This is a genomic window from Streptomyces sp. Je 1-4 4N24 (assembly GCF_026239515.1).
GTDB lineage: Bacteria > Actinomycetota > Actinomycetes > Streptomycetales > Streptomycetaceae > Streptomyces > Streptomyces nigrescens.
The window spans coordinates 252,691-279,592 of sequence record NZ_CP110836.1; the positions used below are offsets into that span (position 1 = coordinate 252,691).

The window sequence follows — 26,902 nt, forward strand, 5'->3', positions numbered from 1 at the left end:
CAAACGATGATTCCCCCGTCATCCCGCTGGGTGGGACGAGATCATCGCAATCAGTTATCCATTGAGGTCTTCTCGGCAACTTCATGGTTGCGGTGCATGACCGCGTGCGGGTGGTCGAGATGGTGACCCGCGGCGTGCACGGCATGGCGGAGCATGCGGACGCCCTGCTGAAAGTCACCTTCAAGGCCGCCCTGCGCAGGGTCAGCCTCGACCCGGCAGCCATCACCCGCGTCGCCGGCCACCAGGAGCACATCGACGCCGACGGCAGGCGGGTGCGGATCAGCCGTTACACGCTGGACCGCTGGGTCCTGGAGTGGAACCAGGGCGGGTTCGACGCCCTGGTTCCCTCTCCGTGCCGGCCCCGGCGGCGTATGCCGCCGGAGGTGCGCCGGCGGCCCGGCTCAGACGCCGGAGGAGACCTCAGCCTTCTCGTTGGACCCCGTGTCCTGTCCCTCGGCCGCCGCTAGCCTGCGGTTGCGCTGGACCGAGGAGAAGAAGGACCAGCCGATCAGGACGATGCCGACGAGGCCCGTGATGACCTCGTGGATCTCGTACTGGATGGTGACGAGCAGGATCACGGCGAGGGCGCCGATCGCGTAGTGCGCGCCGTGCTCCAGGTAGACGTAGTCGTCGAGGGTGCCCTGGCGGACCAGGTAGACCGTGAGCGAGCGGACGTACATCGCGCCGATGCCGAGGCCGAGCGCCATCAGGACGATGTCGTTGGTGATCGCGAAGGCGCCGATGACGCCGTCGAAGGAGAAGGACGCGTCCAGGACCTCCAGGTAGAGGAACATGAAGAACGCGGCCTTGCCGGCCATCACGACCGCCGGGACCTTCTTGCCGCTCCTCTTGGCCTCTTCCTCGGCCTCGTGCTCGCGCTCCTCCTCTTCCTCAAGCTTGTTCTCGAAGTAGCCGGAGAGGCCGCCGACGATCAGGTAGGTGATCAATCCCGCGATTCCGGCGATCAGGACGGTCTCCGTCTTGTTCGCATGGATGCCGCCGTGCTGGTGGGCGTTGGTGGCGAAGGTCATCGCGGTGACGAGCAGCACGATGAGCGCGATGCAGACGGAGAGCATGTCGACCTTGCCGAGCTTGGCGAGCGGACGCTCCAGCCAGCCGAGCCACTTGATGTCCCGGTCCTCGAAGATGAAGTCGAGGAAGATCATCAACAGGAACATGCCACCGAAGGCGGCGATCGACGGGTGGGCGTCGGTCACCAGTTGCTGGTACTGGTCCTTGTCTTCGAGCGCGAGCCGTACCGCTTCGATCGGACCGATCTTGGCGCTGACGGCGACGATCACGACCGGGAAGACCAGGCGCATGCCGAAGACCGCGATCAGTACGCCGACGGTGAGGAAGAACTTCTGCCAGAAGGCATTCATCTTCTTCAGGATCCCGGCGTTGACCACGGCGTTGTCGAAGGACACCGAGATCTCGAGGATGGACAGGATCGCCACGATCCCGAAGCCGGTCCACCCTCCGTAGAACACCGCCGCGACCAGGCCGAGCGCGGTGACCGCGAACGACCAGCCGAACGTTTTCAAAAGCACTGGCTACCCAATCGTTTTGTACGGGGCTCCCCCGCGCCGTACCTGGCTTTGCGAAACATTGACCCCGAAGTCTAGAGCGATGCCTCGCAGCCCTGACACATACCCCGGGCCAACGGCGCGGAACTTCCCCTCGTCGCCGTGCCGGTAGACCTCGCCGAAGATCATTGCCGTCTCCGTGGACGCGTCTTCGCTGAGGTCATAGCGGGCGAGCTCCTGGCCGTCGGCAGGTTCACCACGCGGATGAACGCGTTGCTGACCTGGCCGAAAGTCTGCCCGCGGTCGTCGGCGTCGTGGATCGAGACCGGGAAGACGACCTCGTCTCAGGTGGCGGGGCGGGCACCTTGGAGAGGTCGATGAGGACCGACTCGTCGTCCCCCTCGCCCTCGCCAGTGAGGTTGTCGCCGGTGTGCTCCACCGAGCCCGTCCCGGCCCGGGCCTGACGCGCACGCCGGTCGTCCGGGACGCCGACAACGCCCGGATCACGCCACCGTGTCCGGTGTTTTCGCGGGGGCGTCCGAGGGGGGCGTCTCCCAGGGGCGGCGCATGACGTGGGCGTAGCCGAGGGCAGCGAGTATGCCGACGGCCAGGCTTCCCAGCCAGAGGGCGGAGGCGCCGAACCGGTCGATGACCCAGCCGCCGAGCAGCGGTGCCGCGAAGGCGGCAACCGACCACGAGAGGGTGTAGACGCCCTGGTAGCGGCCGCGGCCCTCAACGGGGGAGAGCCTGGCCACCAGGGACATCTGGGTGGGCGAGTTGACGATCTCGCCCAACGTCCAGACGCAGACGGTCAGGACGTAGAAGGGGACGGAGTCGGCGAGGGCGCCGAGGCCGAAGCCGACGCCGGTGAGGAGGGCCGAGAGCACCAGCAGCGGGCCCGGTGAGCGGTGTTCGATGAAGCGTGTCACCGGCATCTGCAGTGCCACGATGAGCACACCGTTGGCCGCGATCACCACACCGAATTCGGTGCTGTCGAAACCGGCCCGGCCCATCGCCAACGGCAGGGCGACCAGGCCCTGTTGGTAGAGCATCGCCAGGAGCAGATTCAGGCCGACCACGGTCATGAAGCGGACGTCGCGCAGCACCGTCCACAGCGAGGTGGCGCCGGCCGGCTCAGGCCCCGGTCGCGGGGTGCCGGTGCCGGCCGGGCGGGTCTCCGGCAGACGGAAGTACGCCACGACCGCGCAGAGGGCGGTCAGCAGCGCCTCGCCCAGGAAGAGCCAGAGGTAGGAGTAGCGGGCGATGAGTCCCGCCGCGGATGCCGACAGGGCGAACCCGAGGTTGATGGCCCAGTAGTTGAGGGCGAACGCCCGCACCCGCCGCCGTTCCGGCACGAGGTCGGTCATCATCGCCTGCACCGCGGGCCGGGACGCGCTGGTGGCCATCCCGGCGAGCGCGGCGAGCGCCGCGATCGTCGTGGGACGGGAGGCGAAACCGAGCAGCGCGACGGTGCCGGCGGTGGCCATCTGGGACGCCAGCAGCGTCGGCCGGCGGCCCAGACGGTCCGTGAGGACCCCCGCCACCAGGTTTCCCGCCGCGCCCCCGAGCCCGTACAGCGCGGCGACCAGGCCCGCGGAGGACGCCGAGTAGCCCTTCTGGACGGTGAGGTACAGCGCGAGGAAGGTGGAGACGAACGCACCGAGCCGGTTGATCAAGGTGCTCGCCCAGAGCCACCAGAACGCGGGCGGGAGCCCGGAGAAGGTGTTCCGGACGGCGCGGGTGGCCGCAGCCGTGGTCGACATGCGTGTTCTCGTCGTCATGGACCGGACCGCCGGTCAGGACCGCGGGCCGGTGGCGGGCAGGGCCTGGGTGGGCGCCGCGAGCAGCTCCCGCAGTTTGGGCCGGAGGACCTTGCCGGTGGCGGTCCGCGGAATGCTCGGCAACCGTAAGAAGCGGGCGGGCAGCACCGCCGGGTCGAAGAAGCGCCCCAGGTGCTCCAGCAGCACGGCGTCGGTGGTGTCGTCGGCGGTGGCCACCGCCGCCACCACGACCTCGCCCAGGAAGCGGTCCGGGGCGGTGCCGCAGGCCGCGTCGCGGACCGCCGGCAAGGTCTTGAGGGCCCGTTCCATCTCCTCCAGGGACACCGTTTCGCCGCGCACCTTGGCGATGTTCTTGGCCCGTCCGGTGAGGACGACGAAGCGCAGCCCGGTCTCGGGTTCGACGACTTCGTAGCCCAGGTCCTGGGAGTGGAACCAGCCGTCCGCGAACGCCTCGGCGGTCGCCTCCGGGTTCCCCTGGTAGCGCGACATCACGTTGTGCCCGCGCATGCACACCTCACCCCGCTCGCCGGGCTCGGCCCGCTGTCCGTCGGGGCGGAGTACGGCCACCTCGTTGCCGTACAGGGCGGTGCCGACGGAGGGGATGTCGCAGTCCAGCATCAGGGCGCGGTAGGCGGCGTCGGACAGGCCGCGCGGCATGGTGGTGGAGAAGTTGGTCGTCTCGGTCAGGCCGTACCCCTGGAGGATCCGGACGCCCCAGCGCTCGTGCACCTCGCGCGCCGTGGACCGGGACAGCGGGGCGGCGGCCGAGACGAAGTAGTCGAACTCCGGGGGGAATCGCGGGGAGCGCCAGGTCTGCAGCAGCGTCTCCAGGATGCTGGGGACGACGCTCGCGATCCGCGGGCGGTACTCGGTCAGCACACGCGGGTACCCGAAGGGGTCCAATCCGGTGAGCAGGATGCCGTGCGCCCCGGCGGCGAGGGTGCCGAAGAGGGTGAAGTGCATGCCGTTGACGTGGTGGACCGGCAGGCAGCCGAGGAAGCGGTCGCCCGGTCCGAGGCCGTGGTGGCGGCGCAGCGCCTCGGCGTTGACCACGCCGTTGTAGTGCGACTGCGCGACCAGTTTGGAGGCGGCCGTCGACCCCGACGTACCGAAGTAGAGGGCGTCCGCCCCCGGGTCGAGGTCCGGACCGGTCCAGTCGTCGTCGGCCGCGGGCAGTTCCCGGGGGTCGGGGAGCGTGATCCACGGCACCGTGGCGTCGGCGTCGGCGTCCGGGGCGCGCAGCAGGGCCTTGGCACCCAGCGCCTCGGCCTGCTGGGTGATCCGGCCCGCCGGGTCGGCCGGATTCAGCGAGAGAAGCGAGCAGCCGGCGAGCAGCAGCCCGAACACCGCGGTCACCGAACGCAGTTCGTTGACGGGGGCGAGGGCGAAGACGTCCCCGGGGCGGGCGCCCAGCTCCCGGGCCGCCCATGCCGCCAGGCGGCGGCTGAGCCGGAGGGTGTCACGGTAGGTGAGGACGATCGCGGTGTTGTCGGCACCGTGGAACGTCAGGTACGGCGCGGACCCGTCGTGGTCGGCCCGGTGGGCCAGCAGCTCCGGCATCGTCGGGTGCACGGGGAGCCGGTCGGTGAACTCCCGTTCCGTGCAGCGGTGGGCGAGCCGGTGGTCCTCGTCGGGGGTGGCGTGCATGGCTCCTCGTCGTGGTAGGGGCATGGTGCGGTTGGCGCGGAGGGAGGGTCAGCCGGCAGGGGGTGCCGCGGGCGCGGCTCCGGACGCCTGGAGGGCGTCGGCGATCGCGCGGATGCTGCCGAAGGTCTCGGCGGTCACCGCTTCCGAGGGGAAGGTGACGCCCAGCGTCTCCTCCAGGTCCACCAACAGGCGCACCACACCCAGCGAGTCGAAGCCGTGTTCCGGGAGAGGGGCGTCGGGACCGGCGGACGCCAGCGACGCGCGGTCGGGGGCGTTGCGCAGGACGACCTCGGTCACCGCCGCGAGCAGCTCGCTCGCGGAAGCGGTCGAGGGGTCGGGAGCGGTGGAGCGGGCGGACTCCGGCGGGTGCTCCGGGGGTACGTGCACGACGATCGCCCTTTCTTCGGTGGTGGGTTCGCGCGGCTGATGGCACTGGCCGCCGGCCGGGGATTAGCCCCTTGTGCAGTTCTTGTGACGCTTTTCACTCATTGCGGGATTGGTGGCTGTATGCCTTGTTCCGTCCGGAGGCATGACCTAGGTTCCCGAACGGAACGTGACTCGACGTCAACTCACCGCCGTTCAGCCGTACTTCGGCCGCAACCCGGCGGCCCCGGACCGTCCCAGTGAGGCTCATGTGAAGCACCCGCCCCCCTCGGCACGCCAGGACACCGCGCACCGCGTCCCCACCGGGACGCCGGCCGGCCGGCCCCCGGAGCCGCTGGACCGCGCCGCCGGCCGGCGGGAGGACGCGGCATGGCTCCGCGCGGCCTGGGAGCGGGAGAACACCCGGGTGCTGACGCTGGCCGAGGGCCGCACCCATGTGAGCGAGGAGCCCGGCGGGTGGCGGCTGGCGCTGGTCCGGCCGCGCGACTGCCCGCCGGACGGCACCCGCTACTTCCTCGGCACCGACCACACCGGCGCCGCGTACTTCGCGTACGCCACCGGCCGGCTGCCCGCCCCGCCCACCGGCACCGCGCGCGTCGCGGCCCTCGACGACGGGGCGTACCCGCTCGGCGACCGGGACCACGGCATGCTCGTGCACGCCACCGCCCTGGAGAACTGGCACCGCACGCACGGCCGTTGCCCCCGCTGCGGCGACCCCACCACGGTGGAGGGCGGCGGCCACGTCCGGCGCTGCGAGGCGTGCGGCGCCGAGCACCATCCCCGTACCGACCCCGCCGTGCTCATGCTGATCACCGACGCGCGCGACCGGTGCCTGCTGGGCAGCCGGACCCGCTGGCCCGCGCACCAGTACTCGGTGCTCGCCGGATACGTCGAGCCCGGGGAGACGGCGGAGGCCGCGGTGCGGCGCGAAGCCGCGGAGGAGGCCGGGGTCGCGATCGGCCCGGTGCGGTGCGTCGAGACCGAGGCGCACCCCTTCCCCGGCAGCCTGATGCTGGGCTACGAGGCCGGCGCGGTCTCGTCCGCCGCGCGCGCCGACGGGAGCGAGATGGCGGCCGTCCGCTGGTTCACCCGGGACGCGCTGGCCCACGCCGTGCGCACCGGAGACGTGGCGCTGCCGGACCGCCGCTACCTCGCCCGCCGGCTGGTCGAACGGTGGTACGGAGGCCCGCTGGACCCCGCGCCGGAGTCGGCCGGCGCCCCGTGGACCGCATGAGCGGCCGGGGAGGCGCGTCGGCTGGTCAGTACGCACCGGTGCCCACCCCGGCGCCCAGCGCCACCCGGTCGATCTTCCCGGACGGGGTCAGCGGCATGGCCGCGACCACGCGGTAGGCGGACGGCCGCATCCACTCCGGCAGGCACAGCGCCGCGTGCGCGCGGACCTGCTCCAGGCTCGTCCCCGGCGCCGTCCGCAGGCACGCCGCCAGCACGCCCACCCCGCCCTGGGTATGGGGTAGCACCACGGACTCCAGCACCCCCGGACAGTCGGCGAGCGCGGCCTCGACCTCCCCCAGCTCCACGCGGTACCCGCGCACCTTGACCTGGTGGTCGGTACGGCCCAGGAACTCCAGCCGGCCGTCCGGCGTCCGGCGGGCGCGGTCCCCGGTCCGGTACATCCGCGTGCCGTCCGCGGCCCACGGGTCGGGCAGGAACCGCTGCGCGGTCAGGCCGGGGCGGCCCAGGTAGCCGCGGGCCAGCGTGGAGCCCGCCACGTACAGCTCGCCCGGCTCGCCGACGGCCACCGGGCGCAGCCGGCCATCCAGCAGGCGGACGGTCTGGCCGGGCAGCGGTGTCCCGAGGTGCGGCTCCACCCCGCCCGTTATCGGTGCCCACAGGCTGTCGACCGTCGTCTCCGTGGTGCCGTACACGTTGACGGCGTCCAGGACGCCCGCGGCACGGTGCCCGGCAAGGGTCCGCCACAGCGCGGGCGTCACCGCCTCGCCCCCGACCCACAGGCGCAGTCCGGAGCCGGCCGGCAGCGCGCGGGCCAGCCGGTCGGCCGTCAACTCGGCCAGGCCGGGGGTGAGATCGAGGTCGGTGAGCCGGGCATCCGTCACGGCCCGCGCCAGCCGCTGGGGAACGCGGCGCGCCAGGTCGTCGACGATCACGACCGTGTCACCGCGGCAGACCCGGGCCCACTGCTGGAGTGAGGCGTCGAAGGAGGGACTGGCGCTCCAGCCGACCCTGGCCGGGCCCGCCCGGACGACGCCGGCCGCCTCCAGGCCGGCCAGGAAGGCGGCCAGCGCGCCGTGCTCGACCTGGACGCCCTTCGGCCGGCCGGTCGAACCGGAGGTGTAGATGACGTAGGCGAGTTGGCCGGAACTGACCGCCGGCAGCGGAGTGCCGGCGCCCGGGGGCGGGCCGGCGTCGGTCGGCGTCAGGACGGTCACGTGCGCGGGGAAGACGTCCTCCGGCGGCCGCGGCGCGTCGTCGCCGGCCGTCAGGACGACGGTGGTCCCGCTGTCCCGCACCAGATGGCGCAGCCGGTCGGCGGGGTAGGCCAGATCCAGCGGCAGGAAGGCGCCGCCCGCCCGCAGGACGCCGAGGGCGGCGGCGATGAAGTCCGCCGAGCGCGGGAGGCACAGCCCGACGACGGTCTCCGCGCCGACCCCGTGGGACAGCAGGCGGGCCGCCACGGCCCGACTGCGCTCGGCCAGCTCCGCGAACGTCGTCCGGATCCCACCGTCCTCGACGGCCACCGCGTCGGGCCGCGCCGACGCGGTGGCGAGGAAGCGCGCCGGGAGCAGGGCCGGCCGGTCGTCCGGCGGTCCGCCGGGCGGGCCGGCCGGCGGCCGAGCGGTCACGGCCGGCCTCCCGTCGTGCGTACGGCGTCCATGTACGACGCCACCCGCGCGGGGTCGATCTCACTCCCCCAGCCCGAGCGTTCCAGGCAGCTGCCGACGAACGCCCCGTCGGCGGCCGCCAAAAGCCGGGCGGCGTTCTCGTGGTGGGTGTGTCCGGCGAGGATGACGGGCAGGTCCGGGGCCGCCGCGCGCACCGCGTCGATCATGCGCAGGGTGGTGTCCTCGTCGCGGTGGCACAGCGAGACGGCATCGGCGCCCGCGCCCGCGGCGGCCTTCGCCACCTCCGCCGTGCTCTTCCCCCCGCCGAACCACGAGAAGTGCATCGAGTCGATGTCGGCGATGATGCCGAGGTCCTCCCCCGCGATCTTCCGGCGGTATTCCATGATCCGCAGCGGGTCCGGAGTGACCATGCCGTGCGGGGAGAGGGTCTGCCCGACCAGGGCGCCGACCCGGACGAACGAGCCGCCGGTCACCTTCGCCACGCCCAGGGACGCGCTGACGGCGTTGCGCATCATCTGCACGCCCACCCGGAAGCCGGCGCCGGTGGCCCGAACGACGGCGTCGGTGATCAGGGCCATGGCAGCGGTCCGTGCCGGATCGGACTCGTCCGCCACGCTGTAGACCCGTTCGACGGTCTGGATGAGGCAGCCGTCCGCGCCGCCCCGCTCCAGTGCCACGGCCGACCGTACGGCGCTCTCCAACGTCTCGCCCAGCGTGCCGTCCTGATGGAACGGGGTGCCGGGCAGCGGCCGCAGGTGGATCATGCCGAGGACCGTCTTGCGGCCGTCCCGGCGCGGGAAGTCAGCCATGGCGCACCGCGTCCCGGGCCAGGTAGGCGCCCAGTCGGCCGACGGCGGTGTCGATGTCGCGCCAGCTGCGGGCCGAGGTCACCCGCACCGTCCCGCCGGAGAAGCAGAAGTTGAGGATGCCGGGGTAGGTGGACACGCCGGTCTCTCTCAGCAGGTCGCGGAAGCACCGGTAGGAGTCGTCCCAGCCGGGCAGCGTGAGCGCGGTGTTGATCGAGTAGCGGGGTTTGAGTACGGTCGCGAACTCCGACAGGCGGGTGTGCGTGGCGTCGCGCAGCGTGAGCAGACTCCGCTCGCGGGCGTCCCTTTCGGTGGCGTAGTTGGTGTACGCGGCCTGCAGCCGCTCCGCCGTCAGGCCGTAGGACGCCTCAAACTCGCGGACCTGCTCGGCGCCGACGGCCTGCAGGCCGGTGACCCGCCAGCGTTCCATCCGGGCCAGCACCTCGATGAGTGTGTAGAAGAAGGACGGCGGCCCGCCGAAGTGGGTGGAGGCGTACTCGTAGTACTCGGCGATCAGATCGCTGTCGGCGGTGATCCAGCCGGCCTTGATGCCGGGCGCCGACCAGTGTTTGGACAGGCTGGAGATGCGGACGACGTTGCGCGCGGCGCGCGCCGGCGACAGCGGGTTCACCGGCCCGAGCCACTCGTGGCACTCGTCGAGCAGGATCAGCGTGGACGGCGACAGGGCGTTCAGCAGCCGGACCAGGTCGGCCTCCGCCACACCGGCGCCGGTCGGGTTCGCGGCCGTCTGCAGCATCACCAGCGGGGTGTCCGGGGACAGCGCGGCCAGCAGCGGCTCCACCGACATCCGGCCGTCCTGCGTCGGCAGCGGCACCAGGCGGGTAGCGGTGCGGCAGGCGATCGACTCCACCAGCGGCGGGTAGTTGGGCGTCGCGCACAGCGCGGGGGCGGCCCGCGGCTCGGAACGGGAGGTGAGGAAGTCGGCCATCGTGCTGACCGCCACGGTGCCGCCCATGGTGAGCGCGATGTTGCCGGCCTCGTAGCTGGCGCCGGGGATCCGGGCGCTCTCGTACGCGGCCACCGCCTCGCGGGCCTGCAGCCGCCCGCAGGAGTCGGAGTAGCCGTACCAGTCACGTTCGAGGGCGTAGCGGATGCACTCCTTGAGGACCCCGGGGAGCCCCCACTCCTCCTCGTCGACCGCGCCGCCGGAGAGCATCAGGTGGTCGTCGGACCGCAGGTCGCCGTAGAGGTCGTCACGGAAGTAGAAGTTGAACAGCTCCTTGACGAACCGCACCGTTGCCCGTGAGGTCAGCACCTCCTCCGCGGTCGTGTTCCGCCGCACCCTGGTGGAACGCCACTGCTCAGCAAGCCAGGGTCGGGCGGCGTGCGCGCCCGACTCCGCGTCCACCCGCCCCACCCACAGACGGCACAGTTCGAAGGGGTCCCCGGGGTCGGCCGCCCGGTTGTAGACGTCCAGCATCCGCTCGTCGACGCCGGGCAGGAAGCACCCGCCGTCGTCGTCGAGAAGCCGCGCCGCGGCCGCGCTCTCGGCCGCCGCGGCCGGGATGCTGAAACATCGCTCTCGTAAGGGGTGGGGGAAGAGTTCCACTGAGGGCTCCAGGATCAGATACGTGGGGGTTCAGGGGTGGCGTACCGGAGCGCGGGACGGCGTCATCCCCCGAGGAGACGCAGGCGCTTGAGATGCCTCGGGATCTCCGGGACACGGCCGTCACCCGCGGTTCGGCCGTGGAAGAAGCGGTGGTTGTCCACGGCGAGGAGCATGCCGCGCCGCCACTCGACGGCACGGGCTTCGGCAGGGTGGTACATCGCGGCCAACAGGCGGCGCAGGGCCGGGCCGACCTCGTCGGCGCCGGCCGGGTCGCCGGTCAGTTCCCACTCCAGCGGTGCGGTGTGGAAGTCGCGGAAGGAGAAGACCGGTGCCCCGTCGACGCTGCGCAGCAGGGGCGGCGGACTGTCGGCAGCACGGTAGCGGACCCGGGCCAGCAGCGCGGCGTCGTCCGGCGACAGCCGGCGCCGGACCGCGGCCATCGGCACGACGACGGTACGGGCTGCCGTGCCGTCGCCCGGTTCGCAGCACATCAGCACGATGAGGCGCGGTTGCCGCTGTACGGGCCGGGTACTGCCTTCGGTGTGCAGCGTCAGGAAGTTCGTGGCGAAAGGCTGTAGGGAAGCGTCCGAGGTACGCCCCGCGTCGGCCGTCAAATTCAGCATGATGCCGTGTTCGGCATACGGCAGGACCGCCGCGTCGGTCTCCGGCATGGGGTCGCCGAGCGTCTTTCCCACAGCAATGAAATCAGCGGTCGACAATGGCTCACCGAGTTGCAGGAGAGCATATCCGTCGGCCGTGAGCCGGTCGCGCAGCAACGTCGCGACATTGTCCGCCCCGGCATCGGGTGGAAGGTGGGCGTTGGGCTGGAGTGTTAAAGCGGCATCCGTCTCCAGTAATTCATGGCGGAGGGCTAAGTGTTGATCTGCCTTTGATTCGACAAAACAGCCGCTGGCCAATGTGTGCGTCCCCTAACTGACTTACGTGGGATAGCACGGCAACCTTCCATAGGACCCGGCGTCCTTGTCAATAGCTGCAGCAGCCAACTGGGCGTCGAGCGACGGGATCCGGGCTGGTGGCGACCGGAATCGGAAGGAGAGGCAACCCCGGAGCGCCGGAGTCCGTCTTCCCCTCCAGTTCACTTCGGTGGGTGCCGCCGGCACAGTAGGGGCGCGCCGCCATTGTCGTGCCCGGAGGTGGTGTCAACGTACTTGCGGTGAGCATGAGTTGACGTTCTGTGGTCATGGGCACGGCAAGGTCGGCGCCCGGTCGAATGGTCGCGCGGTGGCGCAAAAAAGTATGGCCGGAGGCCGAAAGATGGCTGTCGCTCACCGGCGTTCCGAGCAAGATCAGAGTATGCAGAACAAACACTTCCGGTCCTTCCGGGGATCGGGTAGCGTCGCCCTCACGCCTCGGTCGAAACCACGAGTGCGTTTATGAACCTGATGGCCCGTTGCCGCGGGTGACGCACGATGCGTTGCGATCCCCGCGCCGAAGTGCGAGCGCAGGATTCTCTTCCGGCGGCTCAGCGCACAGTCTTCTTTTGTCGCCTGTGGGGGACTCTTGTACATACGCAGCGAGTTCGTGGGAATGACAGCGGGAAATACCCGGCAACCGGCTTCCCCGGTGGACGCCTACACAATCGGCAACGGCAACGGCACGGAAGTCGTGGTCTGGACCTACGGGGCGACCCTCGTCGAGGTCCGGATCCCCGGGCGCGACGGCCGGACGGACAACGTGGTCCACCGGTTACCCACCCTGGCCGCCTACGAGGACCGGGCGGCGAACGCCTACGTCGGCGCGACCCTCGGCCGGTTCTGCCGGAACGTCGCCCACGGTGCGTTTACCCTCGACGGCGTCCGGCACGTGCTGGACCGCAACGAGGGCCCGAACCACCTCCACGGAGGCACCTACGGGTTCGACCGGCTGGTGTGGGCCGCCGCCACGGAGCGGGACGAGGACCACGCAACCCTCACACTGACCGTGCACAGCCCCGACGGCGACCAGGGTTACCCCGGACACCTACAGGCCGGAACCCGCTACCGGCTCGGCCGGGACGGCACCCTGACGATCGCCTTCCGGGCCACCACCACCGCCCCCACGGTGGTCGGCCTGACCAACCACGCCTTCTGGAACCTGGCCGGCACCGGCGCGCACCGGCCCGTTGACGGCCACCACGTCGCCGTCAACGCCGCCCGCGTCCTGCGGTTCGGCGAGGACCAGGTCCCGCTGCCCGGCCCACCTGCCCCGGTCGCCGGCACCCCGCTCCACCTCACCGGCAACGCCCCGGTCCACGGCCTGCGGCTGGACAACTTCTACGTGCTCGACACCCCGCACACCTGGGCGGCCGACCTCCACGACCCGGACTCCGGACGACAGCTGCGCCTGTCCACGGACCAGACCGGTATGGGCGTCTACACCGGCGACGGCCTCCACCCGCCCCGCGCCGGACTGTGCCTCCAGCCCGGCCCCTGGCCCGACGCCCCCAACCGCCCGGACTTCCCCTCCGCCCGGCTGGATCCGGGTCAGACCTACACCGCCACCACGCGCTACGCGTTCTCCGTCCGCTGACCGCACCCCCTACCGCACCCCGGACCCTCCCACCCCCACACGAACGGCATCCCACATGTCCTCGCATCCCGCGCCGGCCCCCGCCTGGGAAACGGCTGAGAGCGCCGAGGAGGTCCACGCGCTGCTGCGCGCCTCGGACCTCCACACGGCCGAGCTGTACGGCCTGCCGGTCCCGGAGCGCCGTCTCGAACGCAGCCGCGCGCTGGTCGGCGAAGGCGCTGTCCACCTGCTGCGCCACGGCGACACCGCCATCGCCATGTTCACCCTGACCGGCCGGCCGCCCTTCAGCCGCGCCCTGGACGTCTTCCCGCCGGCCGGCGCGCCCCAGTATCTCCAGCGCCTCGCCATCCATCCCGACCGGGCACGACGGGACGCCACGCTCGGCATGCGTGCGGTGCGCAGGGCCTGCGAGACCGCCCGCACCGCCGGCGCCGACGCGCTGCGGGCGGAAGCCAACCCCGACCTGCGCAAGAGCGTGGAACTGCTCACCGGCCTGGGCTTCGTCGCGTACGGCGAGGTGGAGACCGAGGACTGGATGCGCCGCGTGTACCTGCAACGGGCGCTCGACCGCTGAGCGTCCCCGACCCGCTGCTCGTCGCCCCGGGCACCCGGCACAGAAGGCGTGGAGAGATGAGACTGCACGATGACACCGTCCGCTGCGGTGTGCACTCAGGACAGCAGTACCGGACCTTCGACGAGGTCCTCGAGTTATGGCGGCGCGCCGAGGAGGCGGGCTACGACTGGGTCTCCGTCTTCGACCACCTGCGCCCCCACCTCACCGGGCCCGACGGCCCCTGCTTCGAGGGCCCCACCCTGCTGGCCGCCCTCGCCGCGAGCACCCGCCGCGTGCGCTGCGCGATCCTGGTCTCCGCCGTCTCCTGGCGCCACCCCGCACTGCTCGCCAACATCGCCTCGACCCTCGACCACATCTCCGGCGGGCGCATCGAACTGGGCCTGGGAGCAGGCGGATTCGACCTCGCGCACGGGCAGTACGGGATGCCGTTCCCGCCGGCCGCCGAGCGGCTGCGCCGGCTGGACGAGAGCTGCCAGGTGATCCGCCGCCTGTGGGAGCGTCCGGTCACCGACTTCGACGGCACCTACTACTCGCTCCGCGAGGCCCATCTGCGGCCCCGCCCGGTACAGAGCCGGCTGCCGCTGACCGTCGGCGGCTCCGGGGAGCGGCACCTGCTCCGTATCGCGGCCGCACACGCCGACACCTGGAACTCCCTGTTCACCGCCCCAGAGGAGTACGCGCACCGGCGCGAGGTGCTGACCGCGCACGCCCGCGACCTCGGCCGCGACCCCGCCTCGATCCGCGGCTCGCTGACCTTCCGGGCGGTGCTCGGCGACGATCCGCGCGAGGTGGCGGAACGCAGGGAGCGGATCGCCACCACCGTCCCCGCCGACCTGCCGGAGTACGCGTTCTTCGGCACCCCGGAGGAGTGTGTGGAGCGGCTGACGCCCTATCTGCGCCTGGGAGTACGGGACTTCCTCCTCGGTCTGCGGCCACCCGTGGACCACCGCACCCTTGACCTCTTCGCCGAACGCGTCGCCCCCGTGCTGCGCGCCTCCCTCTGACACGTCTGGAAGACACCCATGTACGCCACCGGCACCATGCTGCGGCAGTCCGCCGCGCTCGCCGCCGACATCGAGGGCCTGACCGGGCCGGTCGCCTCCCGGATGGGGGAGGCGCTGGCAACCGTGCCCGGCGAGGCCCTGCGGCGGGTGGTCCTCGTCGGCAGCGGCGACTCCCATCACGCCGGCCGCGCCGCCCAGCTGGCCTTCGTACGCCTCACCGGCCTCCCCTGCGAGGCGCTCGGCACCCAGCAGTTCCTCGACTACGGCATGCTCGGCCCGGCCGGCCTGAACGCCGCCACCCTCGTGGTCGCGGTGTCCGCCTCGGGCAGCAGCCCGCGGCTGGTGACCACCGTGCGGCGCGCCCGCGCCCACGGCTTCCCGGCCCTGGCCGTCACCGGCCGTGCGGGCAGCGCCCTCGGCGAGGCGGCGGGGCGGGAGGTGGCGGCCGCACTCGGCCTGACGGAGCGCAGCCCCGGCATCCGCACCTACCAGGCCAGCCTGCTCGCCCTGCTACTGCTCGCCGTGCGGCTGGGCGGCGTACGGCACGCACTGCCCGGCAGCGATCCGGCGGCGGAGGACGCCCTGGTGGCGGAGATCGCGGCCACGGCGGACGCCGTACGGGCCACCGCGGACGCCGCCGACGCGCCCTGCCGCGAGCTGGCGGCGCGGCTGACGGAGGCCGGGCGGCCGTGGACCCCCCTCGTCTTCGCGGGCACCGGCCCGGCCGGCGGCTCCGCGATGTACGCCGCGGCCAAGGTGGTGGAGGCCGCCGGACTGTCCGCCTACGCCCAGGACCTGGAGGAGTACTGGCACATCGAGCGGTTCGCCGACCCCGCCGACGCCCCCCTGGTAGTCCTCGCAACACCGGGCCTCGGCCACCCGCGGGCGGCCGAGCTCGCCGCCGCGGCAACCGGGCGCGGGCGGCGGGTCATCGCGGTGACCGGCCCGGACGACACCACCCTGACCGGTACCGCCTGGCACACCGTGCCGGTCGCCGGGACGGCCCGTGAGGAGTGGTCGCCCCTGACCGGCCACGTCTTCGCCGGGCTCCTCGGCGCCCGGCTCGCCGACCGGCTGGACCGCACCCCCTTCTCCGGCGGCGGCCGGGACTGACCGGACCGGCGCCGCGCCCACGCAGCACGGCGACAACCACCGCGGCGGGACGGCCGCGGCCGACGGCGCCCCGCACGGGGCACCGCGCACACCACCACGGGAGGCTGGCATGACCGACCATCACACGGCGCCACCGGGGCCGACCGCACCCGGCCGGGTCCGGGCCGTCGTCACCGAGGAGTGGAGCGGGGCGCTCGGCCTGCCGCAGTCCCCGCAACTCCGCGGCGACGAGGACTTCTTCGAGATCGGCGGCAACTCGATGCAGGCCATCGTCATGCTCGACCGCATCGGGGCCCGGCTGGCGGTGGAACCCTCGGTGGAGGCGCTCTATCTGGACGGCACCCTCGACGCCCTCGTCGGGCACTGCGAGGACGTCGTCAGGGAAGGGCACCGGGCCGGTGACATGACCGGCGGACGGGACACCGGACCGCGATGACCCTGCTACCGGGAAGCCGACAGACCCTGGCTGCCGCCCTGCCCCGCACCGGCCATCCGGCCGAGGACCTGGCCAGTGAGCTGGCCGCCCTGCGGACCGCCTGGCGGGTGCCGGGTGTCGCCGTCACCGTCGTGCACGGCGATGACGCGGCCGTCCTCGTCGACGGCACCCGCGACCCCTCCTCCGGTGCCCCGCTGACCGCGCGCACCCTCTTCCCCCTCGGGTCGCTCACCAAGAGCCTCATCGCGGCCCTGCTCGCCCGGCTCGTCGAACAGGGCCTGACCGGCTGGGAGACCGGCCAACTGACCGATGTGCTGCCGCACGGCGCGCCGCACGGCGGCTACACGCTGACCCAACTGCTCACCCATTCCTCCGGACTTCCCTCGTACGACATGCTGTTGGCCGGGTCCGCCGACACCACCCCCGGCGAGGCGGCCCGGGGCCGGCTGCCGCACCTGGTGACGGTCCGCCCGCCCGGCGGCGACCGGTTCTCCTACAGCGACCTGGCCTACGTACTCGCCTGCCACCTCGCCGAGGAAGCCACCGGCCGGCCCTGGCACCGGCTCACCGGGGACCTCCTCGCCGACCTCGGCGTGCGCGACCCAGGCCCCGCCGGGGACGCGGCACACGGCTACGAGCCGGACGGGAACGGCGGCTTCGCCGACGCCGGTACGCCCCCGCTCTCCGGACTCTCCACCGCCATCTCCGGCATCCGGGCGAGCGCCGAGGACATGGTCGCGCTGCTCCGCTTCCATCTGTCCGGGCACGGCGCGCGCGGCCAACTGCTCGGCGCGCCCGTCCTGGAACATCTGCGCACCCCGCGCATGCCCGCCCCGACGACCTCCGCCAACCATCCGGCGTGCGTGGCCGCGGACGGCTACGGATACGGCTGGCTCGTCGGCCGCTACCACGGCGAACGGGCCCTGGTGCACAGCAGCAGCGTCGGCGCGCTGCGCGGCATGACAGTCGTGCTGCCCGGCCGCGACCTGGCCGTCAACGTCTTCTGCAACACCGGCGTGCGGCACTCCCCGGCGCGCGCACACTGCTGCTTCCGCTGCGCCGTCGCTTTCTTCCTGATCGACGTCCTGAGCGGCCGGGAAACCGGCACGGTGCGCCGGCTGCCGGTCGGCGAGCCCGAACGGATGGCCACAGCCGCGCCGGGGCCGGCGGCGGACCTGGACTCCTTGGCGACGCTGCCGGGCACGTACCACCACCCCGGATTCGGTGACCTGCGCGTCGCGCCGGACGCGTCAGGGGCGGGTGCGGTGTTCCGGTACGGGCCCGTGGAGGGCCCGGTGCGGCGCACCGCACGCGGCACCCTGTTCACGACGTGCCCGGCCGACCCCGGCCCGGTCGCCCTCACCCCCCTGGACCCGGACCGCGTCGCGGTGCGGATGGAACGCTCCGTACCGGCCTTCGAATTCACCCGGACGGCGGCCTCATGACGGCGGGCGGCACCGCCGCGCCCCACGACCACCGGTCACGGACAAGCCCTGTGCACGCCTTGCGTGTCCCCTCCGAAAGGTGTCAGTGCCATGACGTATTACACACGTGAGTTCTCCGTATTCTTCGAGAGCTTCTATACCGGCTGGGTCCGCCACTACTCACCACGGCTCGCCACCTTCCTGCGCGAGTCGGCGCCCGACACCCGGTCCGTCCTGGACCTGTGCTGCGGCACGGGCGTCACCGCAGAAGTGCTGTGCGACGAGGGGTGGCGGGTCACCGGCGTGGACCGCTCCCCGGGCATGCTCGACGTGGCACGGCGCAAACTCGGCGGCCTCATGGACTCCGGCCATCTCCGGCTGTCGGAACAGGACGCCCGGGACTTCTCCCTCCCGGAGACGGTCGACGCCGCCGTCTGCCTGGACGGCGCCCTCAACCACCTCGACGCCCCCGGCGACCTGGAGCGCTGCTTCCACCGGGTTGGCGCGGCCCTGGCGGACGGCGGCCAGTTCCTGTTCGACGTCTTCGAGACCTCGCACTTTCGGCACTGGGACAACCTCACGCTGCTCGACGAGGACGCCGCCGTGATTGCCAAGAGGGGTGTGTGGGACGCGGATTCCGGCACCGGCATGCTGCGGGTCTCCGGGGTCGTGGACGACGACGGCCGGGCGTACCGGGTGAACCAGACCCTGCGCAGCCGCTACTACGGGCCGGACGAGATCACCACCGCCCTCAAGAGCGCCGGACTCACCCCGGCGGACCACGACATCGAGCCGTCCTACGTCAAGTGCGAGTCGGGGTCCTGCTCCAGGACGCCGACTCCCTGCCGCACCATCTACCGCGCCGTGAAGTCCCCGTCCCGGTAAGGGACAAGGGACCCGGGCCGGTTGCACCGATCGCACAAGGAGAGTTCGCATGACCGAGTTCATGAAGTTCACCCCCGACGACGAAAACGAAGTCCATGACGTGGTGGACTTCAGCGACCCGGGCCGATGTCATGTCACCCCCGTCATCCAGCTGCCCGCCGAGATCTCCCTCGCCATCACCGACGCCCTGGGCGGTGTGGTGCGCGCCGCGCACCGCACCCCGGCCGCGACCACCCAGGACGGGGACGGCATCCAGCGCGCCCAGACCTTCGAGGAAGGTGACGTCTACATGCTGGACGCCCCCTTCGACGGGTTCTTCGCCGACCGCTACCTCATGGACTTCTACGACGTCATCGACCGGGACATCTGCTCCCGGATGCACCTGCACACCGGGCTGCGCTTCGTACGCATGATGACCGGCCCCGGCACCCGCATCCGGGTGTCCAGCCTCTCCCCCATCGACGTGACCCACGTCGAGGGCGTCACGCCGTTCCGGCCGGAGGTCTTCGAGGACACCGCCCCCGACGCCCCCGACGGCGTGCACCGCACCCGCTACAACCTGGTCGTCCCGGAGAACTCCTGGGCGGACATGCAGATCCCGCGCGGCGTCAGCCACCAGTTCAACGCGCACGGCCCGCACGCCGTCATCGACTCGGTGCACCCCGAGGAGTCCATCGAGACGTTCCGCGAGCGCATCAGCGGCTACAAGATGATGGCCCAGACGATATTCCTCGCCAAGGAACAGCCGGCCTCCGAAGCCTGCAAGCTCGAATGAGCCGCCCCGCCCGCCGGTAGCCACGGGGAACCCCGCGGCTACCGGCGGAGCGGTGGAACGGTCCCTCAGCCCGGGCCGGGCGAGAGGCGCCGGGCCATGACGTGCTCCCGGCCGCCGTCCGGCAGCACGTCGCCGAGCTGTCCGGTGTCCGCGAATCCGTGGCGCCGGTACAGCGCGACCGCGGGTGCGTTCCCGGACGTCACCGCGAGCTCCACCGCCTCGGCCCGCTCCCGCTCGGCCCACCCCACGACCGCCTCGACGAGCCGGTCGCCCACGCCGCGCCCCCGGGCCTTCTCGGCGACCCACAGGGAGATCAACTCGACGACGCCGTCCCGCGGGCCGGGGACACCGCTGACCATCCCGGCCGGTTCCCCGTCCCACAACGCAAGCAGGTTGTGCGAGCCGGAAATGCTCAGCCGGCCGCGCCACCGCTCCTCCCGGTCGCCGTCACCCTGCCAGTCCGCCAGCGTGGACCCGAAGGCGTACGGCGCCTCGGCGAGCGCGGCCAGCCTCAGCTCGCGCCAGCTGCCCCAGTCGTCCGGTGTCAGTACCACCAACTCGATCATGCACGGAGACTGCCCCGGAAGGGGCGCCGCCGGCAACTCCGTGTCCGCGCGGTACGACGCCGGCGTCAAGGGGCGGCGCCGGGCGCCGGGGGGCCGAGGCGACGGACGACCGGACACCGTCTGGCCCGGACTCCTGCCCCGCCTGCCTCCCGCCCACCGTCACGCCCTCGTACAGCCGCCCCGGCGGTGCCCTCCGGCGGTGCTCTCCGGTGGTGCTCTCCGGCGTAATCGCACCCTCACCGCATCGGACGCACCTCACCCAGCCGATTCATCGCGCGTGATCAACTGTTTACGGATCACGAAGAGTCTCCCTTGGGGCGCGGGGTGCGCGCCTCGATCCGGTGGTCGAAGGCGGCACCGCCGACGCCGACCGTGGTCACCCCGCCGTCGACGGTGAGGACGGCCCCGTTGACGTAGGACGCGGCCGGCGACAGCAGCCAGTCGATCGCCTCGGCGACCTCCTCCGGATCACCCGGCCGCCCGGCGGGAGTCAGCCGGTTCGCCTCCTCGTATGCCGCCTCGGCACCGCCCGCCAGCCCCGACTCCGCCGCGAACCGCGCCATCCGCTGGTCGGCCATCTCCGTACGCACCCAGCCCGGGCACACCGCATTGGCCCGCAGCCCCTGCGGCCCGTAGTCGACAGCGACGGAGCGGCAGAGGTGGAGCAGAGCCGCCTTGGACGTCGCATAGGCGGCGTTGCCGACGCTGTTGCGGAGCGCGGCGACCGAGGCGACCGCGACCACCGCGCCGCGAGCCGCCAGCAGATGCGGCAGCGCGGCACGCAGCAGCAGGAACGGACCGGTGAGGTTGGTCCGTAACAGCTCTTCCCAGTCCTCGACCGCGGTGTCGCCGACCGCGCCGCCCCGCCCGATTCCGGCGTTGAGCACCACACCGTCGAGTCTCCCGTAGGCCGTGACCGTCGTCTCGACGAGCTCGCGCACGGCCTCGGGGTCGGCGGCGTCGGAAGGGTGGGCCAGCGCTCCGGTCTCCTCGGCCACCCGGCGCAGTGGCTCGGGCCGCCGCCCGGAGATCACGACTTGGTGCCCGGCCGCGCACAGCAGCCGGGCGGTGGCGGCCCCGATTCCCGTTCCCCCGCCCGTTACCAGGACAACACGCTGTTCCGACATGGTCGTTCGCCTCCGAAGGTGGTCGGCTTCCGGTTCCCCGCGCCGCGAGCATACGAAGCGCCGGCACCGCCGCGCCGACCGGGTGCCGATCACGTCGGCACCGCGGCCGGCTCCGGGGCGAGGAACGACCGCGGGCGAAGGGCAGCGGCGAACAAAGCGACGCGGCAGCAGTGAGATGTAGAGGATGCCCCCTTGGGATTGAGCAGGCAGGTGAGGAAGCCCATCAGGAAGAGCTTGCGGGCCCCGTCCTGCGCCAACTCCTGGGTGGCGACAGCGGATCGGCCGCGGTCGGCTACTTGGCCAGGTAGCCGCCGTCGACGACATGGTCGCTGCCCGTCACATACGAGGCGTCGTCGGACACCAGGAACGCGACGAGTGCGGCGACTTCGGCCGGCTGTGCGGTGCGCCGCAGGGGGACGGCGGTAAGGAGACCGTCGGTGGCTCCGGGCGGCAGCGAGGTGACCATAGGGGTGTCGACGATGCCTGGTGATACCGACACGACCCGGATGCCGTGGCCGGCGTATTCGCGCGCCGCGGTCCGGGTCAGGGCGAGGACACCCTGCTTGGCGGCTGCGTAGGCGGCGTGCCCTCGGAAGCCCGAATGTGCCGCTATGGAGGCAAGGTTGACGATGACACCACCCGTGGCGGCCATCGCGGGGAGCTGGCAGCGCATCGCGTGGAAGACGCCGTAGAGGTTCACCCTCATCACGGTGTCGAAGTCGGCGGGCGGGAGTTCGGCAAGCGGGCTGAGGGGGCCGTTGATTCCGGCGCTGTTGACGGCGATCTGCAGGCCGTCGCGCAAGGTGGCGGCTTCCGTGACGACGCGGGTGACGCTGTCCGGGTCGGTGACGTCGATGCGGCGGGGCAGGGCGGTGCCACTGGCTGCGGTGATCTGCCGGGCCACACGGATCGCACCGTCCTCATCGAGGTCCGCGACCACCACCACAGCGCCTTCCGCGGCCAGTCGCCGCGCACACGAGGCGCCGATCCCGGAGGCGCCGCCGGTCACCAGGGCGGCCCGGTCCCGTAGTCGACCGGGCTGCGGTCCGTCACCTGACGTCTGTGCGTGTGCTGGCATGTGCGGCTCCTGGCAAAGGGAGGGGCAAGCGTGTCGAGGGAGGTGTGGGAGGCGTGCGGATCAGGACGGGCGGGCATGCGCCGTGAGCGGCAGCCGGTCCGGGCGCAGGACGGTGCCGACCAGGGTCCGCACGGGAGTGGAGCCGGCCGGTGTCAGGCGCCGGTGAGCGGTGAACGCGGCCAGCGCCAGGGTCAGTTCGGCCCAGGCGAAGTCTTCCCCGATGCACAGCCGGCTGCCTGCTCCGAAGGGCAGATAGGTGTGACGCGGCGCCCTCGCGGCGGCGTCGTGCGGCCAGCGCTCAGGGTCGAAGTCGTCCGGGTTCTTGTACAGTTGCGGATCGAGATGCAGGGCGTACGGGCTGAAGAACACCTCGGCGCCCGGGGAGAGCCGTACGCCGCCGAGGGTGACCGGCCGCACCGCGCGGCGCATCAGCAGCCACGACGGCGGATGCAGCCGCAGCACTTCGGTGAGCACCTGTCGTGTGTAGACCAGTGCGGGAAGATCCTCGAACCCGGGGGGCCGTCCGGCGAGAACGGCGTCGAGTTCGTCGTGGAGCCGTCGTTGGACGTCGGGGCGGCGGGAGATCTCATGCAGCGCCCAGGCCAAGGACGCGCTGACCGTGCCGGTACCGGCCAGGAACAGGGTGATCAGTTCGTCGGTCACTTCGGCGTCGGTCAGGGCACCGTCCGGGCCGCCCGTGGCCAGGAGCATCGAGAGCAGATCGCCGCGATCCCGGCCGTCGGCACGGTATGTCTCGATGATCCGGTGCTGGACGGCCACCAGCCGGCGCAGCGGGCCGGCGTGCGGCGGCCGCCATCCCGCCAGCAGCGGGAGGCGTTCCGCCCAGGCGTGCAGCGGGGAGAGGGCAAGGCGCATCGAGTGGTACTTGACGGACAGCCAGTCCTTGACAGCGGTGCGCAGTTCGGGGTCCTGGGGATCCGCGAAGAGGGTACGCAGCAGGATGTCGAGCGTCAGACGGTGGATCTCCGGCACCAGGTCGATGGTGGTACCGGGTTGCCAGACGGCGGCCCGTGCCACGGACCGTTCGGACATGATGCGGGCGTAGCCGGCGATCCGGTCGTGGTGGAAGGCGGGTTGCATCAGCCGACGGTGGCGGAGGTGGCGGTCGCCGGCGGCGGTGATCAGCCCGTCGCCGAGAGGCACGCGCAGGGCGTCGAACATCGCGCCCTTGTCGAAGGCGCGGGCCTGCACGGTGAGCAACTCCCGGACGATCTCATGGGAGTTGACGGCGTGTACCTGCCGGGGGCCGATGTAGATCTTCGTCACCGGTCCGTGGTGCCGCAGCTCGCGGACGAAGCCCGGAGCATCACGGTGGATCCACGGGGCGTGCCCGGCCAGCGGCACGCGGCCGGGGGCAACGGGGGCCTCGGTGGCGGCATCAGTGGCGGCATCGGCGGCGGTACGTCCCGGTCCGCCGGTCAGCCGTGCACCGATTCTGCTCATGCCGGTCCTTCTCGTACCCGGCCGCATGTCAGCCCTCCTCGCGAGCGGAGTCGGTGGCCGCCTCAGCGGTGCGGAGACGGCGCTGCCCGGCAAAGAGGCCGCCGACGGCAAACGCATGGGTGTGGGTGGGATAGTGCGTGAGGAGCGGTCGCGGGCCGTACATGAGCGGTACGCCCGGCCAGGTGCCGTCGTCGCGCTGGGTCTCCACAAGGTAGCCGAGCGCAGGTGCCCAGTGTTCCTCGTTGAGCAGGCCGCCGAGTTCCAGGGCCGCGAGCGCCAGTCCGGTTGCGGCAGGAGTGCTGGGGCCGGCACCTTCGACGGGCCAGCCACCATCGGGATTACGGGTTTCGGCCAGGGTCCGGGCGGCGGGGTGGCCTCCCGCAGGTACTGCCGCGTCGAGGGCGGGAAGGACCTCGGCGGTGGCGTACGGCAGCCCCCGGTACCACCCGGCGTGCCAGCGTCCCTGTTCGCCGAGGCGTTCGGCGAGCCAGCCACGCGCCGCGGCCAGTTGCACACGATGGCGGCCGGAGTGGCGGTCCAGTGCGGTGACGACATGCGCCACCACGTCGTCCACCGGAGGGTCCCCGGCGGACTGCCAGGTCCGCCAGAGACCGTCGGCGGTCTGTTGCCGGACAAGGTGACGTAGCCCGGACCGGATCGTGGTGCCGGGCGCGCCGCTTGCGCCGCCCAGAGCGATCAGGACGGCCGCGGTGGTGTCATTGTCGGACTCGACGCCCAACCGGTACGGCCAGCCGCCGTCCGGGTTCTGTGCCGCGACCAGGAACGCGACGGCGGACGGCAGTCCGTGGCGGTCGAAGGCCGCTGCGCCGTGGAAGGCGCGCACGGTCAGCGCGGTGTCCCAGACATCGCTGCGGGAAAAGCGCCAGGTCCCGTCGGCGAGTTGGCTGGTGAGAAGGTACTCCGCGCAGCGGCGGGCGGCAGCCGTGCCGGGGGCGGCGGCCTGGAGCGCGAGCGCCGCGAGAGCGGTGGTGACCGGATTGGCGAAGAAGTCGCCCGCTGGGGATTGCTGGTCGGCGACCATTCGGGCGGCGTGCCGGGCGGATGTCCGGTCGCCGAAGTGGGTCTCCACCAGTGCGTGCGCAGACCAGAGTTCCACCCGGGTCCAGCGCTTGAGCCGCCCCTGGGCTGCGACCGCGGTGGCCAGCAGGGTGCGCAGTGCGGCGGGACCGGTGCCGCCACTGGTCGCTCGGCCGGTGTACAGCGCGATGGCCTGGAGGAGCCGGGCGCGGGCCGACAGCGCCCGGTCCGCGAAGGAGGGGTGGCTCACGTCGATGGGGCCGCCGGTGTCCAGGGCCAGGGACAGCAGCGCCGTTTCCACTGCGTGGGCCACCGGATGGTGGCTCTGCGGGGTGGCACCGTTGGCGAGCCACGCCCTGCCCCGCTCGGCGGCTCGGTCGGCGCCGGGGTGCGGAGAGCGCGCCAGGGCCAGCGTGCACAGCGCGGTCTCGGTGATGCGAGGGGCCGGCGTGGCCAGCCATGAGCCGTTGTCCCGCTGGGTGGAGAGTGTGTGCCGGGTGGCGAGGGCAAGCGCACGGCTCACCCGTGTGGCGAGCGTGGGCGATAGATGCGCGTCCGGTATGGACGGTAACGCAGGTCCGGTTGACATCTGACTCCTGTCTTCCCGAGTTCCGCTTCCGCTTCGTAGGCGTGCTTCACCGGCGTGACTCATTGGCGTGGACGACGGCCCGACGCGCTGCCGGCCCGCCGTGGGGCGAGGCGACGCGGCTGCGGCATGCGCACCGACCCGGGTGCGTGCCGAAAAAGTACGTAGCGCAGGAACACGCACGAGCGCGGGACGTAGCCTGACGGTGTGGACACTTCGCGACCGCACAGCCACCCTCCCCGGGAGATCGTCTCCATAGCGGACACATGCTCCGCCGCCTTGCAGAGCATGCCGCGACTGGAGATCTGGCTCAAAGAGCTCGGGCTGCCCGTGGACACCGCACTGGTTCCCCTGATGTGTCTTCAGACCGCGTTCTTCACCCCTTGGCTGCCGCCGGAGACCTGCTACCAGATGTCCCGGCTCACGGTCTGGCTGATGGCGGTCGACAATGTCCTGGACGCACCGGATGCAGCGGACTCCGCGGGCCCGGACAGGACCCCAACCCGCGTCCGGGCCTGGCACCGGGTCCTCGCGGGGCGCGGCAGCGACGGCGGCGGCGACGATCCCATGGCGCGCGCTCTGGCGGAGATCGCCCGGGGCCTGCACCGCGACGGCCCGCCCGAACTCACCGCCGTCTGGCGGAAAAGCATGCATCAGACGCTCATCGGCATGCAATGCGAACGCGAGACGGCCCGGACAGCGGCCGCCGGTGGCGGTGTGCCCCAGCTGACGGACTATCTTCGGCACGGCGCCTGGACCATCGGCGTCGAACAACAGGTCACCGCCCTGTGGGCCCTCATGGACGAGCCAGGTCTGCCTCGGCGCCTTCCCGTGCTGCTCGGCGCGCTGCGCGAGGCCGCGACCGCCATCCGTCTGCTCAACGACCTGCGCGGCCACCAACGGGAACAGTCCGAGGGGAAGACCGACGCACTCGCCATCGGCCTGACCGAGCAGGAGGTGTACCAGCGCGCCGAGGCAGGGCTCGAAAACTGCCGGCGGGCACTGGCTCCGCTCACCGCGGCCGGGTACGGTTCCGCGGTGGCACTGGAGCGGGTGGCGCTCTGGCATGCGCGGATGTACCACCGCTTCGACCCCGTACGCCCCGGCCGGGCCGCCACCTCGTCCCTGCCGGGCGGACCGGGCAGCGCCGCGCACGACCGGCACACCCCGTTCGTCCCCCAACCGAGGGAGGCCCCGGCCATGAGCATCGAGCAGGAAGTTCTGGACGTCATCGCGTCCGGAGGGCAGTGCGACAACGCGAAGCTGGCAGAGCTCTTCGACCGGCTCGAACCGGTCGACACCGATCTCCTCCTCGGCACCTGGCAGGGCGGCGGGTTCGAGCACACCAGCGAGAACGCCGCGCTGCTGACGAAGATGCGGTGGTACGGCAAGCGGTTCGTCGACGCCGATCACGTGGAGCCGCTGCTGTGCCGCGACGAGGACGGGACGGTCTTCTCGTACGAGGAGATGGGCCTCGCAACGTTGCGTGAGGTCATCTACCGCGGCAAGCAGTCCACGGCGATGGTCTATGACCAACTGCCCATCATCGACCATTTCCGCCGGCTCACCGACAACGTCCTGCTGTGCGTGATGGACAAGAAGGGAACCCCCACGGACTTCTTCTTCCACCTCACCCGCGTACCCGCGTCGCTGCCCCAGCCATCCGGCGACGGCAGATAGCCCGGGTGACGGTGGCTCGGTCCCCGCCGAACCAGCAGGCCGGCACGTCGTGCGTGGTCTCATGTCGGCGATGCACGAGCGGGCTGA

23 protein-coding genes and 2 pseudogenes are annotated in these 26,902 nt (G+C 72.1%); 11 read left to right on the top strand and 14 right to left on the bottom strand.

From position 1 onward, the window contains the following. Window positions 1-122 precede the first annotated feature (122 nt). Window positions 123-467: pseudogene (locus tag SLV14N_RS38745) on the top strand (helix-turn-helix domain-containing protein); the annotation flags it as partial. Here SLV14N_RS38745 and SLV14N_RS01200 read toward each other — a convergent pair. The 5 genes and pseudogenes from SLV14N_RS01200 to SLV14N_RS01220 all read right to left on the bottom strand — a co-directional run bounded on the left by SLV14N_RS01200 (window position 402) and on the right by SLV14N_RS01220 (window position 5,341). Beyond that, entirely contained in the window at window positions 402-1,550 is a 1,149-nt protein-coding gene (locus SLV14N_RS01200) for a DUF475 domain-containing protein (protein WP_263267580.1), read from the bottom strand. The pseudogene SLV14N_RS38745 and the gene SLV14N_RS01200 overlap by 66 nt on opposite strands. A 3-nt stretch (window positions 1,551-1,553) precedes the next feature. After that, a pseudogene (locus tag SLV14N_RS01205) lies at window positions 1,554-1,983 on the bottom strand (TerD family protein); the annotation flags it as partial. Window positions 1,984-2,029: 46 nt separating this feature from the next. Next, on the bottom strand, window positions 2,030-3,289 hold the full coding sequence (locus SLV14N_RS01210) for an MFS transporter (protein WP_208679324.1): 1,260 nt from the start codon (window positions 3,287-3,289) through the stop codon (window positions 2,030-2,032). A gap of 33 nt (window positions 3,290-3,322) precedes the next feature. Continuing rightward, complete coding sequence (locus SLV14N_RS01215) at window positions 3,323-4,954, bottom strand: class I adenylate-forming enzyme family protein (protein ID WP_263267581.1); 1,632 nt, start codon at window positions 4,952-4,954, stop codon at window positions 3,323-3,325. Window positions 4,955-5,002: 48 nt separating this feature from the next. After that, window positions 5,003-5,341, bottom strand: a complete 339-nt coding sequence (locus SLV14N_RS01220; protein ID WP_263267582.1) for an acyl carrier protein — start codon at window positions 5,339-5,341, stop codon at window positions 5,003-5,005. Between the two features lie 247 nt (window positions 5,342-5,588). On the opposite strand from SLV14N_RS01220, the gene nudC reads away from it, so the two are divergent. Beyond that, window positions 5,589-6,572, top strand: coding sequence for an NAD(+) diphosphatase (nudC, locus tag SLV14N_RS01225; RefSeq protein WP_263267584.1), 984 nt, complete (start codon window positions 5,589-5,591; stop codon window positions 6,570-6,572). A gap of 25 nt (window positions 6,573-6,597) precedes the next feature. On the opposite strand, the gene SLV14N_RS01230 is transcribed toward nudC, so the two are convergent. The 4 genes from SLV14N_RS01230 to SLV14N_RS01245 form a co-directional block, all read right to left on the bottom strand. Next, complete coding sequence (locus SLV14N_RS01230) at window positions 6,598-8,160, bottom strand: amino acid adenylation domain-containing protein (RefSeq protein WP_263267586.1); 1,563 nt, start codon at window positions 8,158-8,160, stop codon at window positions 6,598-6,600. Next, window positions 8,157-8,969: a BtpA/SgcQ family protein gene (locus tag SLV14N_RS01235; protein ID WP_263267587.1), complete on the bottom strand. Its 813-nt coding sequence runs from the start codon at window positions 8,967-8,969 to the stop codon at window positions 8,157-8,159. The genes SLV14N_RS01230 and SLV14N_RS01235 overlap by 4 nt, the downstream gene beginning before the upstream one ends. Beyond that, window positions 8,962-10,536 carry a pyridoxal phosphate-dependent aminotransferase gene (locus SLV14N_RS01240; RefSeq protein ID WP_263267588.1) on the bottom strand — a complete coding sequence of 525 codons (1,575 nt, stop codon included), beginning with the start codon at window positions 10,534-10,536 and terminating at the stop codon, window positions 8,962-8,964. The genes SLV14N_RS01235 and SLV14N_RS01240 overlap by 8 nt, the downstream gene beginning before the upstream one ends. Before the next feature lie 62 nt (window positions 10,537-10,598). Then, the gene (locus tag SLV14N_RS01245) at window positions 10,599-11,453 is read right to left on the bottom strand and encodes a TauD/TfdA family dioxygenase (RefSeq protein ID WP_221174660.1); all 855 of its coding nucleotides are present in this window, start codon (window positions 11,451-11,453) and stop codon (window positions 10,599-10,601) included. Window positions 11,454-12,120: 667 nt separating this feature from the next. Here SLV14N_RS01245 and SLV14N_RS01250 point away from each other — a divergent pair. The 8 genes from SLV14N_RS01250 (at window position 12,121) to SLV14N_RS01285 (ending at window position 19,276) form a co-directional block, all read left to right on the top strand. Beyond that, window positions 12,121-13,065: an aldose epimerase family protein gene (locus SLV14N_RS01250; RefSeq protein ID WP_263267591.1), complete on the top strand. Its 945-nt coding sequence runs from the start codon at window positions 12,121-12,123 to the stop codon at window positions 13,063-13,065. 55 nt (window positions 13,066-13,120) lie between these two features. Next, complete coding sequence (locus SLV14N_RS01255) at window positions 13,121-13,639, top strand: hypothetical protein (protein ID WP_263267592.1); 519 nt, start codon at window positions 13,121-13,123, stop codon at window positions 13,637-13,639. A gap of 56 nt (window positions 13,640-13,695) precedes the next feature. Next, a complete protein-coding gene (locus tag SLV14N_RS01260) occupies window positions 13,696-14,643 on the top strand; it encodes an LLM class flavin-dependent oxidoreductase (protein WP_208679332.1) in 948 nt (315 codons plus the stop codon). A gap of 18 nt (window positions 14,644-14,661) precedes the next feature. After that, entirely contained in the window at window positions 14,662-15,756 is a 1,095-nt protein-coding gene (locus tag SLV14N_RS01265) for an SIS domain-containing protein (protein WP_263267594.1), read from the top strand. Window positions 15,757-15,865: 109 nt separating this feature from the next. After that, window positions 15,866-16,192, top strand: a complete 327-nt coding sequence (locus SLV14N_RS01270) for an acyl carrier protein (protein WP_263267596.1) — start codon at window positions 15,866-15,868, stop codon at window positions 16,190-16,192. Further along, entirely contained in the window at window positions 16,189-17,637 is a 1,449-nt protein-coding gene (locus tag SLV14N_RS01275; RefSeq protein WP_263267598.1) for a serine hydrolase, read from the top strand. Before SLV14N_RS01270 ends, SLV14N_RS01275 begins: the two co-directional genes overlap by 4 nt. A 90-nt stretch (window positions 17,638-17,727) precedes the next feature. Then, on the top strand, window positions 17,728-18,501 hold the full coding sequence (locus SLV14N_RS01280; protein WP_263267600.1) for a class I SAM-dependent methyltransferase: 774 nt from the start codon (window positions 17,728-17,730) through the stop codon (window positions 18,499-18,501). A gap of 49 nt (window positions 18,502-18,550) precedes the next feature. Next, a complete protein-coding gene (locus SLV14N_RS01285) occupies window positions 18,551-19,276 on the top strand; it encodes a hypothetical protein (protein ID WP_259670041.1) in 726 nt (241 codons plus the stop codon). 65 nt (window positions 19,277-19,341) lie between these two features. Here SLV14N_RS01285 and SLV14N_RS01290 read toward each other — a convergent pair whose 3' ends face one another. The 5 genes from SLV14N_RS01290 to SLV14N_RS01310 form a co-directional block, all read right to left on the bottom strand. Next, a complete protein-coding gene (locus tag SLV14N_RS01290; protein ID WP_208679337.1) occupies window positions 19,342-19,842 on the bottom strand; it encodes a GNAT family N-acetyltransferase in 501 nt (166 codons plus the stop codon). Window positions 19,843-20,138: 296 nt separating this feature from the next. After that, complete coding sequence (locus SLV14N_RS01295) at window positions 20,139-20,969, bottom strand: SDR family NAD(P)-dependent oxidoreductase (RefSeq protein ID WP_263267603.1); 831 nt, start codon at window positions 20,967-20,969, stop codon at window positions 20,139-20,141. Between the two features lie 292 nt (window positions 20,970-21,261). Next, window positions 21,262-21,978, bottom strand: a complete 717-nt coding sequence (locus SLV14N_RS01300; RefSeq protein WP_208687620.1) for an SDR family NAD(P)-dependent oxidoreductase — start codon at window positions 21,976-21,978, stop codon at window positions 21,262-21,264. A 129-nt stretch (window positions 21,979-22,107) separates the two neighbouring features. Beyond that, complete coding sequence (locus SLV14N_RS01305) at window positions 22,108-23,511, bottom strand: cytochrome P450 (RefSeq protein ID WP_263267605.1); 1,404 nt, start codon at window positions 23,509-23,511, stop codon at window positions 22,108-22,110. Between the two features lie 28 nt (window positions 23,512-23,539). Continuing rightward, window positions 23,540-25,072 (bottom strand): prenyltransferase/squalene oxidase repeat-containing protein, encoded by a 1,533-nt coding sequence (locus SLV14N_RS01310; protein WP_263267606.1) that lies wholly within the window; start codon window positions 25,070-25,072, stop codon window positions 23,540-23,542. A 270-nt stretch (window positions 25,073-25,342) separates the two neighbouring features. On the opposite strand from SLV14N_RS01310, the gene SLV14N_RS01315 reads away from it, so the two are divergent. Further along, complete coding sequence (locus tag SLV14N_RS01315; protein ID WP_263267608.1) at window positions 25,343-26,815, top strand: DUF4334 domain-containing protein; 1,473 nt, start codon at window positions 25,343-25,345, stop codon at window positions 26,813-26,815. Window positions 26,816-26,902: the final 87 nt, after the last annotated feature.